Genomic DNA, 14,018 nt, shown 5'->3' with positions numbered 1-14,018 from the left:
GTCTGATTGTACAGGAGTGGTGGGATGAACGAGGATTCCTTTAATTCAGGCAAAAAAATGAAAATCTCTGATTTCCAGACGAAGGATGTCATCAATATTGTGGATGGAAAACGGCTGGGACAGATCAGCGATCTCGAGCTGGACCTGCGCCGGGGTGTGATTGATGCAGTCATTGTTCCCGGCTACAGCCGCTTTATGGGGCTGTTTGGAGGCGGGACCGACCTGATTATCCCATGGCGGAATATCGTCAAGATTGGTGCGGATGTTGTGCTTGTCAAAATTGAAGAGGCCAGGATGCCGCAGGGTCAGGATGAGCGTGAAACGATGTACCTGGAGCGGGGGGACCGCAGTGAACGGCGCACTTATTAATGAGGTGCGTCTTTTTTATCTCTTTGTGGTAAAGAGCTTGGGAAAGGATGCTTCCGTACCAGGCGCTCAAGCAGGCCTCGTAGACCTGGCCTCATATTGTAGGGTACACTTAAGCGGAGGTGAGAGAATGGAACCGTTTATTCAAACTAAGGGGCTGCCTGTGCGGCTGCAGCTGGAGCCCTGGCAGGAGTATACAGAGATTACTGCCGGGTTTACAGGAAGACAGGGCGGAGCCGGGAAGGCGCCGTATGACAGCTTTAACTGTGCTTTTCATGTTGGTGACGATCCGGAAGATGTGCTCAGCAACCGGCGGCTGCTTGCGGAGAGTCTGGGCTTTAGCCTGGAGGACTGGACCTGTGGGGAGCAGACCCACGGAAAACATATAGCGGTCGTGACGGCAGCCGGCCGCGGGCGCGGCAGCCGGGACAGGGCTTCAGCGTTCCAGTCTACGGACGGACTGCTGACCAATGTACCGGGTGTGCTGCTTACTTCCTTTTATGCGGATTGTGTGCCGCTGTACTTTTATGATCCTGTACAGCGGGCGGCAGGCCTGGCACATGCAGGCTGGAAGGGGACCGTGGCGGAAATTGCCGGGGCAATGGTAGAACAAATGGCTGAATCCTATGGGAGCCGTCCCGGGGATATTTTAGCTGCTATAGGCCCGTCAATCGGTGATTGCTGCTATGAGGTCGATGACTTCGTGATGAATCCTGTCCGTGCGCTGGAAGATACGCTGCCTGAGCCGGCTTCAGCGGAGGCTGCACCGCTATTGTACAGCTTATCGCAGAGTGCTAAGGACAAAAGGATGCTGAACTTGAAAGAAATGAACCGACGCATTATGATTAAAGCAGGAATTTTGCCGACTCATATCGAATGTACAACATGGTGTACAAGCTGTAATCCCGATGTGTTCTTTTCATACCGTAAGGAACAGGGAGTAACAGGAAGAATGACGAGCTGGATCGGAATAAAGGAGAGTTGAAGTTGGCTGTGTTGACACTGCAGGAAAGAATCGCCGCTGTAGAAGAACGTGTGGCACGGGCCTGCGCGGCAAGCGGCCGGGATGTAAATGACGTCAAGGTAATCGCAGTGACGAAATATGTATCGCTGAAGACGGTGGCGGAAGTTTTGGAGGCAGGTCTTGAGGATATTGCCGAGAGCCGCTGGCAGAATGCAGAGCATAAGTGGAATGTACTGGGAGACAAAGGGACCTGGCACTTCATCGGTCATCTGCAGACCAATAAGGTTAAAGACGTTATCGGCAAATTTGAATATATACATTCGTTGGACCGGTTATCATTGGCACAGGAACTACAGAAGAAAGCCGATGCCGCCGGTATTGATGTAAAGGTATTTCTCCAGGTGAATATTTCCGGAGAAGATTCGAAGTTTGGACTGCCGCCGGAAGCTGTGCCGGAATTCCTGCGGCAAATTGCCCCGCTGCAGCGGATCAAGGTAATCGGATTGATGACAATGGCACCGCATGAGGAGGATCCGGAGCTTACACGTCCGGTATTCCGCGGACTGCGCCAGCTGCGTGATGAGCTGAATCTGCTGGCTTTGACACCTGAGCCTATACAAGAGCTGTCGATGGGAATGTCGAATGATTTTGAAGTGGCGATAGAGGAAGGAGCCACCTGGGTGCGCCTGGGTACGGTATTAGTAGGTCACGAGGAGGGAGCTTGATGCGCGTGATGAACCGGTTTATGAATTTTTTGGGCTTGCAGGAGGAAGAGGAAGTTGTGGAACGGGAGCAGATTGCCCGTGATGAGGAAGAGTACGAACCGGCCCCTGTAGAAACCCGCAAAAATCAGCGGGCGAATGTCGTCAGTATCCATTCACAAAAAAATGTGAAGGTCGTACTGTATGAGCCCCGTTCTTATGAGGAAGCACAGGAAATTGCCGATCATCTGCGTTCGCACCGCACCGTTGTAATCAATCTGCAGCGTGTGCGCAATGACCAGGCGATGCGGATTATCGATTTTCTTAGCGGAACTGTTTATGCCCTGGGTGGAGGAATATCCAAGATTGGGGGCAATATATTTATGTGCACACCGGATACCGTTGAAATTCAAGGCTCCATAACGGAAATTCTGGGAGACGATCAAGATTACAATAAAATGAGGTGAACAGGCTTTGAACGAAATATCTTCCATTATTAACATTCTATTTCAGATTTACTATTTCATGATTATTATATACATTCTCATGTCCTGGTTGCCGAATCTTCGGGAAAATTTCATCGGCGAACTGCTCGGCAAGCTTGTTGAACCTTATTTGAGCCCGTTCCGGCGGATCATTCCCCCGTTGTTCGGGACGCTGGATATTTCCCCGATTGTTGCATTGTTCGTGCTGCGTTTTGCTGTTGTCGGACTTCACTCCATCGTGGCAATGATTTTCGGCTAAAATGATGAGAAATGAAGTTTACGGGCATTTTCATCCTGATGAACGGCAATTTGTGGATAAAGCCTGGGAATGGGTCAGCCATGCCGGAGAATATCATGAGATGAAGCTGACAGAGTTTCTGGACCCCCGGCAGGGCTATATTCTGCAGACACTGGTGAACCGCCATCCTGATGTGGAAGTGCGCTGGGAAGGCGGATCTGAAGATGCTGAACGGAAGCGGGCGCTGGTTGCTCCCGATTACCGTGATCTAACGGATGAAGACATGGAGCTGAAGGTTCTCAGCATTTCCTCCGGAGAGCAGAAGTTTCTAACCCTGGAGCATGGCGACTACATGGGGGCTATTCTGGGACTTGGGATCAAAAGAGGCAAGATCGGTGATATTCATGTGCTGGAGGACGGATGTCATGTTGTCGTAGCCTCGGACATCGCTGATTACCTGTCCATGAATCTGACCGGTGTGCACCGGGTTAATGTTTCGACAGAGATTCTGCCCGTTTCCGGCTTACGCACAATGGCGGCCAAGCTGGAAACGGTGGAGCTTACGGTCGCTTCTTTACGGCTTGATGGAATTGCTGCGGATGTGACCCGGCTTAGCCGGAGCAAAATATTGGTTCCGATTAAAGCCGGGCGCGTCCGGGTCAACTGGAAAGTAGAGGAAGATCCTTCCTGTGGATTGAAAGACGGGGATATGGTGTCTATTCAGGGATTTGGCCGGTTTAAGGTTCTGGAGGTTGGCAGTCTGACCAAAAAAGGCCGTTACCGGGTCCGGGTCGGTAAATTTGTCTGAGCGTCCAGCAGGAATCTGCAGGCGCTTGTCGAAATTCATTATCCTCAGGGGATGCAAATGTTTTGAAAGTCGGACGCCATTATTTGTAACCAAGGCGCTCCTAGAGCTTCATCCGGAATGGGATTCTGGCAGGAGAACCGGCTGCCTCCTTCAAACGGGACGAAGCATTCGATTCTTTTTGCAGTTTAGTCTTTCTTCTGCGTCATCGGGACACAATAACGTCCAGAGTCGCACAAGGTCCGAAATTTCTAGGAGGTGCACAGCATGCCATTAACGCCACTCGATATACATAACAAGGAGTTCTCCCGGAGACTCCGTGGTTATGATGAAGATGAGGTCAATGAATTCCTTGATCAGGTTATCAAGGATTACGAAAGCGTCATTCGCGAAAATAAAGAATTGCAGAACCAGCTTCTGTCCATTCAGGATCGTCTCGATCATTTTGTGAACATTGAGGAAAGCTTATCCAAAACGATTATTGTCGCCCAGGAAGCAGCCGATGATGTAAAGAACAATTCCAAGAAGGAATCCCAGCTGATTATCAAGGAAGCCGAGAAAAACGCTGACCGGATCATCAATGAGGCCTTGTCCAAGTCCCGCAAGATTTCGATTGAAACCGAAGAGCTGCGCAAGCAGGCTTCCATCTACCGCACCCGGTTCCGGACGCTGGTGGAAGCGCAGCTGGAACTGCTCTCCCAGGATGACTGGAGCGCGCTTGAGGGCCGTGAGACCAGCGACAACCTACTCTGATCAGGACTGCCGGCGTTAAGATGAGCCAGTATGCATGGAATGATAAGATGACTAGACGTTTGCGGTGTTGACATTTTTTCTTAAAACGTCTATAACTAGAACATATCTGTGTAAAGTTTATATGTATTCGATGACGGGACCAAGTACGATAAGGTTATGTTCTCCAGAGAGCCGGCGGTGCTGCGAGCCGGTTGTTCAAGCCTTAACGGAAGATCTTCCCCTAGAAGCTGAGCCGAAGCGATTTAATCGTGCGTAGGTTTATGCCGTCTGCCGGACGTTATCCCGGACCCGCATAGCAGTATTTGTGCGGAACTGAGATTGTGCTGCATTCACTCCCCCTAAGGAAGTGCGTCAGGCACAGAATTAGGGTGGTATCGCGAGCGTCGTCTCGCCCCTTTGGGGGCGGGGGGACGCTTGTTTGTCGTTGCGGGACGCGATCCCCCTAAATCCCCCTTCCGAAGGGGGACCCCAAGGGCTGGCCGCCCTCTGGACACCCGCAACAAGGGCTCCGAGTGTGGAGTTTACGGTGGCAGACGGGAAGGATTATTGCGGCGGGGGAGCGGCCCTTCTTAGGCTCCCCTGGCGGGGACGCCTGCGGGGCCTTGCCCTTAGGGATTGCGGCGGCTGCGCCCCGCCGCCCAAGGCGACCCGCCCAGCGCTGCCCTACGGGATCGCGGGGCGGGTGCCCCAACAAGAGCAAGGGCACAAGCAAGCGGCGGCTGCGCCCCGCCGCCAAGGCGACCCGCCCAGCGCTGCCCTACGGGATCGCGGGGCGGGTGCCCCTACAAGAGCAAAGGCACAAGCAAGCGGCGGCTGCGCCCCGCCGCCCAAGGCGACCCGCCCAGCGCTGCCCTACGGGATCGCGGGGCGGGTGCCCCTACAAGAGCAAAGGCACAAGCAAGCGGCGGCTGCGCCCCGCCGCCCAAGGCGACCCGCCCGGCGCTGCCCTACGGGATCGCGGGGCGGGTGCCCCTACAAGAGCAAAGGCACAAGCAAGCGGCGCGACTAGCGTGCCTGAGGTAGAGCGGGCCGCTTGCGGCGGTAAGCGGGGCTTACAACCAAATTAACAACCATACCGGCTCTGTCCCGGAACTAGACAACTTTCCGGGTGTCCAGAGGGCCGGGGCCCTCGGGGTCCCCCTTGGCTAAGGGGGATTTAGGGGGATCGAAAAAGCTGTTGAAACTGGGTTTCAGATTACACCATTGAAAGGATTGACCCTCAAATGCAAAAAGTAGACGTCAAAGAAAAGGCGCGGGCGAGAGATGTCCGCATCTTGAAGAAATGGAGCGACGAGGATACGTTCCGCAAATCGATGGAGAACCGGGCGGGCCGCCCGAACTATGTGTTCTATGAAGGACCGCCGACAGCGAACGGAGTGCCGCATATCGGGCACGTGCTGGGCCGCGTTATCAAGGACTTCATCGGCCGTTACCAGACAATGAAGGGCTTCCGCGTCGTGCGTAAAGCAGGCTGGGATACCCACGGCCTGCCGGTTGAGCTCGGCGTACAGAAGAAGCTCGGCATCTCCGGCAAGCAGGAGATCGAAGAGTACGGCATTGAGAAATTCATCAAGGAATGTAAGGACAGTGTCTTCGGCTACGAGAAGCAGTGGCGTGAATTTACGGAAGCGATCGGGTACTGGACTGACCTGGATAATCCGTATGTAACACTGGATAACACGTACATCGAGAGCGTGTGGAACATCCTGGCGACTGTTCATGACAAAGGCCTGATGTACCGCGGACACCGCGTCAGCCCGTATTGCCCTAGCTGTCAGACGACGCTGAGCTCCCATGAGGTGGCGCAGGGTTACAAGACCGTTAAGGATCTGAGTGCTACAGCCAAGTTCAAGCTCGAAGGCAGTGGAGATTATGTGCTGGCCTGGACGACTACACCTTGGACGCTTCCGGCGCATATGGCGCTGGCTATGAACCCTGAGATGGAATATGTACGTGCAGAGCAGGAAGACGGTGTGTATATCCTGGCGAAGAACCTGGTGGATGAAGTGCTGAAGGGCGAATACACGATCCTGTCCACTCACACAGGTGCGGACTTTATCGGCCAGAGCTATACTCCGCCGTTCAGCTACATCAAGGCTGAGAAGCACAATGTAATCGTAGGCGCATCCTTTGTTACGAATTCAAGCGGTACAGGGATCGTACACATGGCTCCTGCGCATGGTGAGGATGACTACAAGAGCTGCCGCGAGAACGGTATCAGCTTCGTGAATGTAGTAGACACTTCCGGTAAGTATACCGCTGTGGTGAGTGATTTTGCCGGTCGGTTCGTGAAGGATGTTGATCTGGATATCATCAAGGTGCTGTCCGAAAAAGGACTGCTCTACAATAAAGAAAAATACGAGCACAGCTATCCGTTCTGCTGGCGCTGCGATACACCGCTGCTCTATTATGCAACAGACAGCTGGTTCATTCAGACAACAGCGATCAAGGATCAGCTGATCGCTAACAATAACACGGTAGACTGGTACCCTGACCATGTGCGTGAAGGCCGCTTCGGCAAGTTCCTGGAAGAGCTGGTTGACTGGAACATCAGCCGTAACCGCTACTGGGGAACTCCGCTGAACGTGTGGGTCTGTCAGGATACGGGCAAGGAATTTGCGCCGCACAGCATCGCGGAGCTGCGTTCAATGGCCATCGGCGAGGTGCCTGAGGACATAGAGCTGCATAAGCCTTATGTGGATAACATCCAGCTGCGCAGCCCGTTCAGTGAAGGCGGCGTGATGGTACGCACACCGGAAGTAATTGACGTATGGTTCGACAGCGGCTCGATGCCGTTCGCCCAGAGCCACTATCCGTTCGAAAATAATGAGACCTTTGAAGACCAGTATCCGGCGGATATGATCTGTGAAGGGATCGACCAGACGCGCGGCTGGTTCTACAGCCTGCTGGCGGTATCGACGCTGTTCAAGGGCAAAGCGCCTTACAAGGCAGTTATCGCTCACGGCCACATCTTCGACGAGAACGGCCAAAAAATGTCCAAATCCAAAGGCAACGTAATCGACCCGTGGGAAATCATGAACGAATACGGTACTGACGCGTTCCGCTGGGCGATCCTGTCCGACAGTGCGCCTTGGAATAACAAACGCTTTTCGCGGGGCCTGGTCGGTGAGACCAAATCCAAGGTAGTGGATACGCTTGTTAATACGCATGCGTTCCTGACGCTGTATGCCGGCATCGACGGCTATGATCCTGCGGAGCATCCGTTCAAGGTATCCGGGCACAAGCTGGACCGCTGGATTCTTTCCCGCCTGAACAGCCTGATCCTGCTCGTGGATAAAGGCCTGGCCGTTAACGATTTTGTTAACACGTCCAAAGCGGTTGAGAACTTCGTCGATGAGCTGAGCAACTGGTACATCCGCCGTTCCCGTGACCGTTTCTGGGGCAGCGGACTGGGCGAAGAGAAGCTGGATGCTTACCGCACCCTGACTCACGTTCTGCTCAAGACAGCTACGCTGATGGCTCCGTTCACACCGATGCTGTCCGAGGATATCTTTACGAACCTGGGCGGCGGGGAAAGCGTGCATCTGGCTGACTATCCAAAAGCGGACGAAAGCCTGATCGACCTTGAGCTGGAACGCGATATGGAAAGCGCCAGAGGCATTGTCGAGCTGGCCCGCAACGTGCGTAACGAGACCGGGATCAAGAACCGCCAGCCGCTGTCCGAGCTGATCGTGTCGCTGGACCGTGACTTTGATATCGCCGACTACGAAGAGATCATCAAGGATGAGATCAATGTAAAATCTATTGTCCTGGAGAACAGCGACAGCGGCTTTGTTGACTTCACCCTGAAGCTGAACCTCAAAGTAGCCGGTAAAAAATACGGCAAAAACGTCGGCTTCATCCAAGGCTTCCTGAAAGGCATGGATAGCGATGCTACCCGCAAAGTGGTTACTGATGGTGTTGTAAATGTTGTTTCACCGGAAGGCGAAGAGCTGCAGATTACAGCGGAAGAGCTGCTGGTTGAGAAGCAGGCCAAATCCGGCTTTGCTGCAGCTTCCGGCTACGGTCTGACTGTAGCGCTGAACACCGAGATCACGCCTGAGCTGGAGCAGGAGGGCTGGGTGCGTGAGATCATCCGTGCGGTGCAGGATTACCGCAAACGCCTGGATCTTGCGATCGAGAAGCGAATCGACCTGACCCTGCAGCTGGACGAGGAGCTGAAAGCGGCAGTAACTGCTTTTGAGCATGTGCTGCGTGACAACGTACTGGTTGCTGAGCTTGCTTTTGACGGTGACCATAGCTTCGAAACCGTGGATGTCAGCGGTAAAACAATCGGCATTTTTATCAAAGGCTAAGCCCCCCGGCAGCAGGTGCATTACCTGTCCCGAATTGGCATATACTAGCGGCATAAGAAGAAAAGTCCAGATAGCCCTGACTTCAGGGACATGTACTTTCTTGGGTATGCGCCGCATGAGCAGTCCGTGTCCCTGGAGAGCTTTTCTCCGGGGGGGCGGGCTTTTTATGTGAATATAAGAATTTATATGTTGTACGCTATCAATAATCCTTATATTTCTCGCAGAAACGGTTACCGCCTTCTCTGAAGGACGGCATAGCCGTTTCTACTTGTCAGGGAATGCAGTTATGCTGGGTAAGGGAGCTGGTAAGGTTGAAGGACAGGCATGAGGAGAGCAGGCAATCTGTACAAGGCGGGAGAATCACGGTTAAGACAACCGGGGATGGCGGCGGAACGTCCGGGCAGAACCCGCAGGAGACGGGACGGGAGCATTCTGGAGCAGGACAGGGACAGGAACCCGCCATTAGCCCGGAGGAAAAGCTGAATGCCGTCTACCGGCTGACAACCGGACTGGCCCAGCAGATGGAGAAGGCGCGGATTGCCGAGTATACCGAGCTGCTGCACTCCCCGTTCCGCCTGATCTGGCTGAATGTTTTATCGGGGACGGCACGCGGGGTGGGGATTGCGCTTGGGTTCACCTTTTTTGCAGCGACAATCATTTATGTTCTGCAGGTGCTGGGTGCGCTTAATCTGCCGATTATCGGGGATTACATCGCTGATATTGTGCGGATCGTGCAGCATCAGCTGGAGCTGAAGACGTTTTAGCATGCTTTCAAAATAGAAAAAGGAGCAGCCGCAGCTACTCCTTTGATCTTTTTCCGTTCGGGTCAAGCAGGTAATCGCCTTCCTCTGTGTCCATGTAGTGACGGTAGCTGTTGCCCTTGATGATGGTCAGATGATTGCCGGCGATGTCGGTTGCAACAAAGTTCTCCCACGGCTCGACGAAGCCCTCGGTTTCGTCCGCCTCAATCTCCATGTCATTATAGGAGCGGATTTCATTATCTTCGGCCATGGCCGGAGAGTTCGAGCTGCCCCAGCTTTCAACAATCTGCCAGGCATCTTCGCCGTCGAACCCGTTCTGTTCTTCGCGTTCATCCAGGCTTGTCCGCCCGAATGGCGGAGACAGGAACTCTTCCTCCGCAGGCCGGGTAAAAGGCGAGAACTGGCGCGGGTTATGCTCTTTGCAGAACCGGGTCGAGGGAACAACGGACAGCCGTTCATACGGGATATCCCCGCCGCAGACAGCACAGCTCCCGTAACTGCCTTCTTCCATTGCGCCCAGGGCATCATCAATTTCCTCCAGCTCATGTTCATCCCGCTCTACAAGCGAGATATCCATTGAGCGGTGGTACAGCTCTGTTGCCGCATCACCGGGATGATTGTCGATAACGGACAGCTCGCCGGTATGATCACGCAGCGACTCCTGCAGTCCGTAGTGCTCATTATTTTGCAGACGGTGGCTTATGTCCTCCTGCTGCTGAAGCAGTTCCTGGTGCAGGTGGGCCAGCTGCTCTGATGTCAGGTGACTCATGGGACTTTTGCTCCTCTCAATTGCTTTTATCGAAACCCTTCCTTCAAGGATAGCTTGACCGGAGAGGCGCCATTTTACCGCTGGAAAATGTTTTTAGCCTGGTGCAGATTGCCTAAGCCATTAATAGACGGGTTCTTGAGGCCTGTGCTACAATATACAAGTCTTTATTCAGTATTCGTACCGCTGCTGCGGGAAAAATAAGAACGGAGTGACAACTTCTGTGGTGTACTTTCTGATTGCGCTAATTGTGTTTTTGATTGACCAGGGTACCAAATATGTGATTGCTACCCGGCTGGAGCTCGGTGAGCAGATTCCGGTTATTAATGATTTCTTCATTATTACCTCACACCGCAATCGTGGAGCCGCTTTCGGCATTCTTCAGGGTCAGCAGTGGTTCTTTATTCTAATTACAACTGTTGTTGTGATCGGCATCATCTGGTACCTGAACAAAGCCCGGAAGACCCGCAAGCTGCTGCCTACAGCGCTGGCATTGGTGCTTGGCGGAGCAATCGGCAACTTTTTGGACCGGCTGCTGAACGGAGAGGTCGTAGATTTTCTCATGTTCAATTTCGGCAGCTACACCTTCCCGATCTTTAACGTGGCCGACTCCTGTATTGTAATCGGGGTAGCGCTGATTATTCTGGACACGCTGCGTGATGTGAAGGGCGGAGAGGAAATTACCGAAGTGAAAGAGTCGAAGGAAGTAAAAGAAGGGAATGAATGATTTGAACAAGGACTTTGGCGAATTGGCGGCTGGAGGAGCCTCTGAGGAGGATAAGGACGTCACCGCGTGGACGGTTGCAGCAGAAAACGCCAAGGAACGGATTGATAAATACATCACCGAATCCTGGGAAGAGGACATTTCCCGCTCACAGGTACAGCTATGGATTACAAATGGACATGTTACGGTAAACGGCGCTCCTGTAAAAGCGAATTATAAGCTGTCAGCGGGCGACCTGGTTGCTGTATCCGTACCGGAACCGGAAGTGGCTGACCTGGTGCCGGAGGATATTCCGCTTGATGTTGTCTACGAAGACAGCGATGTTATCGTAATTAACAAGCCGCGCGGCATGGTTGTGCATCCGGCTGTCGGGCATCCTTCAGGTACCTTGGTCAATGCGCTGATGTATCATTGCAAGGATCTGTCCGGCATCAACGGCGAGATCCGCCCGGGTATTGTGCACCGTATTGACAAAGACACCTCAGGACTGATTATGTCCGCCAAAAACGATGCCAGCCACGCCTCGCTCGCTGCCCAGCTGAAAGAGCATAGCGTGACCCGCCGTTATATCGCTGTTGTACACGGTAACGTGTCGCACGACAAGGGAACAGTGGATGCGCCGATCGGCCGCGATCCCCACGACCGCAAGCTGTATACCGTAACCGAGAAGAACAGCAAGAAGTCGGTGACTCATTTTACCGTGCTGGAACGACTGGGAGATTGTACCCTGCTGGAGCTGCAGCTGGAGACTGGCCGTACGCATCAGATCCGTGTGCATATGAAATTTATCGGTCATCCGCTGGTAGGAGATCCGGTGTACGGCCGCAGCAAAGGCATTACTATGAACGGACAGGCACTACATGCGGCTATACTCGGCTTTGTGCATCCTTCAACCGGTGAATATATGGAGTACAGCCGGCCGATCCCTGCAGATATGGAAGATTTGCTGCTCCAGCTGAGAAGCAGATAAGTACAAATCAAGTGATGATAAATCCATGGTTTTGCCGGCAGTTTTGGTTCATATTTATATTATAGGATGTAGAATAGTCCTTCATGGGTTTCATGGATATAAATAATGCCAGGAGATGAGAACAAGGATATGAGTATTGAACAATACCAGAACACTTTTATTCAGAGTAATTTTGCTGACCGCATCGGCGGCGCTAACTACGGCAAGGATACCAACATCTATAAATTTGAAAAAATCAAACGCGCCAAAGCATCGGCAAAACAGGACTTTCCTGATATCGAACTGATCGACATGGGCGTAGGCGAGCCGGACGAAATGGCAGACGCAGGCATTGTTGCCAAGCTGGCTGAAGAAGCAGCGAAAGAAGAAAACCGCGGATACTCCGATAACGGGATTCCTGAATTCAAAGCGGCAGCAGCTGCTTACCTGAAGGAAGTATTCCAGGTTGAAGGCATCGATCCAGTAACAGAAGTGGTTCACTCCATCGGTTCGAAGCCGGCCCTGGCTATGCTGCCATCCGCTTTTATCAATCCGGGCGACATCACGATCATGACCATTCCGGGTTATCCTGTACTTGGTACCCACACCAAATACCTGGGCGGACAAGTCTATACTGTCGAGCTTAAGAAGGAGAACAACTTCCTGCCTGACCTGAACTCCATTCCGGAGGACATTGCCCGCAAAGCGAAGCTGCTCTACCTGAACTATCCGAACAACCCTACCGGCGCAAGTGCAACTCCTGAGTTCTTCGCTGAGGTAGTAGTCTGGGCTAAGAAGTATGATGTTGTAGTCGTTCACGATGCTCCTTACGCAGCATTAACTTATGACGGCGTGAAGCCGCTGAGCTTCCTGTCCGTACCTGGTGCCAAGGATGTCGGCGTGGAGCTGCACTCCCTGTCCAAGTCCTATAACATGACCGGCTGGAGAATTGGTTTTGTTGCCGGTAACCCGCTGATCGTAAAAGCGTTCAGTGACGTTAAGGACAACAACGACTCCGGCCAGTTCATCGCGATCCAGAAGGCTGCCGCTTACGGTCTGGCTAACCCGCAGATTACTGAAGCGATTGCTGACAAGTATTCCCGCCGCCACAACATGCTGGTGGATGCACTGAACAGCCTGGGCTTCAAAGCCGAGAAACCGAAGGGATCGTTCTTCCTGTATGTAGCCGCACCTAAGGGTGTCAAAGGCGGACGCCGCTTCGAATCCGGTGAAGATTTCTCCCAGTTCCTGATCCGCGAAAAGCTGATCTCCACCGTGCCTTGGGATGATGCCGGCCCGTTCGTGCGTTTCTCCGTTACCTTTGTAGCTAAGGGTGAGGAAGAAGAGAAACGTGTAATCTCCGAAATTCAAAGACGTCTGAGCGACGTTGAATTCGAATTTTAATGATAAAGCCGCTGCGGTCTTAACAGACTGCGGCGGCTTTTTTTGACTAAGGTAGTGTAAGGTCATAGTGGAAGCAGATGTTGCAGGATTATTTTGCCGGCGGACGGTACGCCTTTTTGTGAAAAGCGTTGATGTATTTGAACAAAGATTCTCCGTTATCATTTACTGTAACTTCCGGTGCAAGCGGCTTAAGCATGGCCTGGTACGGCTCCGGTACCCAGATGTACTGATGCACGTAAGGAGTAAGGATGAAGCCGTTCTTTTCCCAAAAATGAATCCGCTCCTGATGCTCCTCTGACGTTCCGGATTCCGCCTCGATAATGACGCCCTGCACGCCATGCTCCTTCTGCGCCCATTCCACGATCTTATTCAGCAGTAGCGTACCGGCTCCCTGTCCGCGCACTTCCCGGCTGACTGCCAGATAATCAATGATGAGCCGCCAGCCCTCTTTTCCATTAATGACACCTGTAACAGCCATCGAGGCTGCTTGTTCATCTATCATCCCTGTGTGCAGATAAGCGATTCCCCGGTCCAGCATGCTGTGCAGGATCTTTTCCGGCTTGGCTCCGCTGGGAAAAGCTTCTCGGTATACCGGCTCTACGGCTTTCCACAGCTCATCATTCCACTCTGCAATCGTTATTAGCTCCATGTTCATCGTCAAGTCGCCTCCGGAATGATCATAACAGACGAGGAGGGGGATAGTAAAAAAAGGCAAGGCAGAGGGGATAGGAAAAAGCCGCTGAGTGATCATTTATTTTACCGGCTGACACGGAATATGACATATAG

General features: G+C 52.9%; 14 protein-coding genes. 12 read left to right on the top strand and 2 right to left on the bottom strand.

Going from position 1 to position 14,018, the window contains the following annotated elements; translation table 11 throughout:
- Window positions 1–24 precede the first annotated feature (24 nt).
- From NST84_RS22655 to NST84_RS22615, 9 genes are all read left to right on the top strand, one after another.
- Window positions 25–369 (top strand): YlmC/YmxH family sporulation protein, encoded by a 345-nt coding sequence (locus NST84_RS22655; RefSeq protein WP_342562387.1) that lies wholly within the window; start codon window positions 25–27, stop codon window positions 367–369.
- Between the two features lie 127 nt (window positions 370–496).
- On the top strand, window positions 497–1,351 hold the full coding sequence (gene pgeF, locus NST84_RS22650) for a peptidoglycan editing factor PgeF (protein ID WP_342562386.1): 855 nt from the start codon (window positions 497–499) through the stop codon (window positions 1,349–1,351).
- A gap of 11 nt (window positions 1,352–1,362) precedes the next feature.
- Window positions 1,363–2,055 (top strand): YggS family pyridoxal phosphate-dependent enzyme, encoded by a 693-nt coding sequence (locus NST84_RS22645; protein WP_342566498.1) that lies wholly within the window; start codon window positions 1,363–1,365, stop codon window positions 2,053–2,055.
- Window positions 2,055–2,498 (top strand): cell division protein SepF, encoded by a 444-nt coding sequence (gene sepF / locus NST84_RS22640; RefSeq protein WP_342562385.1) that lies wholly within the window; start codon window positions 2,055–2,057, stop codon window positions 2,496–2,498. The genes NST84_RS22645 and sepF overlap by 1 nt, the downstream gene beginning before the upstream one ends.
- Before the next feature lie 7 nt (window positions 2,499–2,505).
- Entirely contained in the window at window positions 2,506–2,775 is a 270-nt protein-coding gene (locus NST84_RS22635; protein WP_342562384.1) for a YggT family protein, read from the top strand.
- Window positions 2,776–2,779: 4 nt separating this feature from the next.
- A complete protein-coding gene (locus NST84_RS22630) occupies window positions 2,780–3,562 on the top strand; it encodes a YlmH/Sll1252 family protein (protein WP_342562383.1) in 783 nt (260 codons plus the stop codon).
- A gap of 264 nt (window positions 3,563–3,826) precedes the next feature.
- Complete coding sequence (locus NST84_RS22625) at window positions 3,827–4,312, top strand: DivIVA domain-containing protein (RefSeq protein WP_342562382.1); 486 nt, start codon at window positions 3,827–3,829, stop codon at window positions 4,310–4,312.
- Window positions 4,313–5,535: 1,223 nt separating this feature from the next.
- Window positions 5,536–8,628 carry an isoleucine--tRNA ligase gene (gene ileS / locus NST84_RS22620; RefSeq protein WP_342562381.1) on the top strand — a complete coding sequence of 1,031 codons (3,093 nt, stop codon included), beginning with the start codon at window positions 5,536–5,538 and terminating at the stop codon, window positions 8,626–8,628.
- 461 nt (window positions 8,629–9,089) lie between these two features.
- A complete protein-coding gene (locus tag NST84_RS22615; RefSeq protein WP_342566497.1) occupies window positions 9,090–9,392 on the top strand; it encodes a DUF5665 domain-containing protein in 303 nt (100 codons plus the stop codon).
- 34 nt (window positions 9,393–9,426) lie between these two features.
- Here the strand turns inward: NST84_RS22615 and NST84_RS22610 are convergent, their stop codons facing one another.
- Window positions 9,427–10,158 (bottom strand): TraR/DksA C4-type zinc finger protein, encoded by a 732-nt coding sequence (locus tag NST84_RS22610; protein WP_342562380.1) that lies wholly within the window; start codon window positions 10,156–10,158, stop codon window positions 9,427–9,429.
- 220 nt (window positions 10,159–10,378) lie between these two features.
- Between NST84_RS22610 and lspA the strand changes: the two genes are divergently transcribed.
- From lspA to NST84_RS22595, 3 genes are all read left to right on the top strand, one after another.
- Window positions 10,379–10,882 carry a signal peptidase II gene (gene lspA / locus NST84_RS22605; RefSeq protein ID WP_277471195.1) on the top strand — a complete coding sequence of 168 codons (504 nt, stop codon included), beginning with the start codon at window positions 10,379–10,381 and terminating at the stop codon, window positions 10,880–10,882.
- Window positions 10,875–11,849 carry an RluA family pseudouridine synthase gene (locus NST84_RS22600; RefSeq protein ID WP_342562379.1) on the top strand — a complete coding sequence of 325 codons (975 nt, stop codon included), beginning with the start codon at window positions 10,875–10,877 and terminating at the stop codon, window positions 11,847–11,849. Before lspA ends, NST84_RS22600 begins: the two co-directional genes overlap by 8 nt.
- Window positions 11,850–11,978: 129 nt before the next feature.
- The gene (locus tag NST84_RS22595) at window positions 11,979–13,232 is read left to right on the top strand and encodes an LL-diaminopimelate aminotransferase (protein ID WP_342562378.1); all 1,254 of its coding nucleotides are present in this window, start codon (window positions 11,979–11,981) and stop codon (window positions 13,230–13,232) included.
- Between the two features lie 88 nt (window positions 13,233–13,320).
- Here NST84_RS22595 and NST84_RS22590 read toward each other — a convergent pair whose 3' ends face one another.
- Complete coding sequence (locus NST84_RS22590) at window positions 13,321–13,887, bottom strand: GNAT family N-acetyltransferase (RefSeq protein ID WP_342562377.1); 567 nt, start codon at window positions 13,885–13,887, stop codon at window positions 13,321–13,323.
- Between the last annotated feature and the right edge of the window lie 131 nt (window positions 13,888–14,018).

The organism is Paenibacillus sp. FSL R7-0345, from assembly GCF_038595055.1.
Taxonomy (GTDB): Bacteria; Bacillota; Bacilli; order Paenibacillales; family Paenibacillaceae; genus Paenibacillus_AQ.
This window is presented reverse-complemented; position numbering and strand designations above follow the sequence as displayed.

Bases quoted from the DNA above. Each gene is read 5' to 3' on its own strand.
- NST84_RS22655 (WP_342562387.1), top strand. From the start codon at position 25: ATGAACGAGGATTCCTTTAATTCAGGCAAAAAAATGAAAATCTCTGAT.
- pgeF (WP_342562386.1), top strand. From the start codon at position 497: ATGGAACCGTTTATTCAAACTAAGGGGCTGCCTGTGCGGCTGCAGCTG.
- sepF (WP_342562385.1), top strand. From the start codon at position 2,055: ATGCGCGTGATGAACCGGTTTATGAATTTTTTGGGCTTGCAGGAGGAA.
- NST84_RS22630 (WP_342562383.1), top strand. From the start codon at position 2,780: ATGAGAAATGAAGTTTACGGGCATTTTCATCCTGATGAACGGCAATTT.
- NST84_RS22625 (WP_342562382.1), top strand. From the start codon at position 3,827: ATGCCATTAACGCCACTCGATATACATAACAAGGAGTTCTCCCGGAGA.
- ileS (WP_342562381.1), top strand. From the start codon at position 5,536: ATGCAAAAAGTAGACGTCAAAGAAAAGGCGCGGGCGAGAGATGTCCGC.
- NST84_RS22610 (WP_342562380.1), bottom strand. From the start codon at position 10,158: ATGAGTCACCTGACATCAGAGCAGCTGGCCCACCTGCACCAGGAACTG.
- NST84_RS22600 (WP_342562379.1), top strand. From the start codon at position 10,875: ATGAATGATTTGAACAAGGACTTTGGCGAATTGGCGGCTGGAGGAGCC.
- NST84_RS22595 (WP_342562378.1), top strand. From the start codon at position 11,979: ATGAGTATTGAACAATACCAGAACACTTTTATTCAGAGTAATTTTGCT.
- NST84_RS22590 (WP_342562377.1), bottom strand. From the start codon at position 13,887: ATGAACATGGAGCTAATAACGATTGCAGAGTGGAATGATGAGCTGTGG.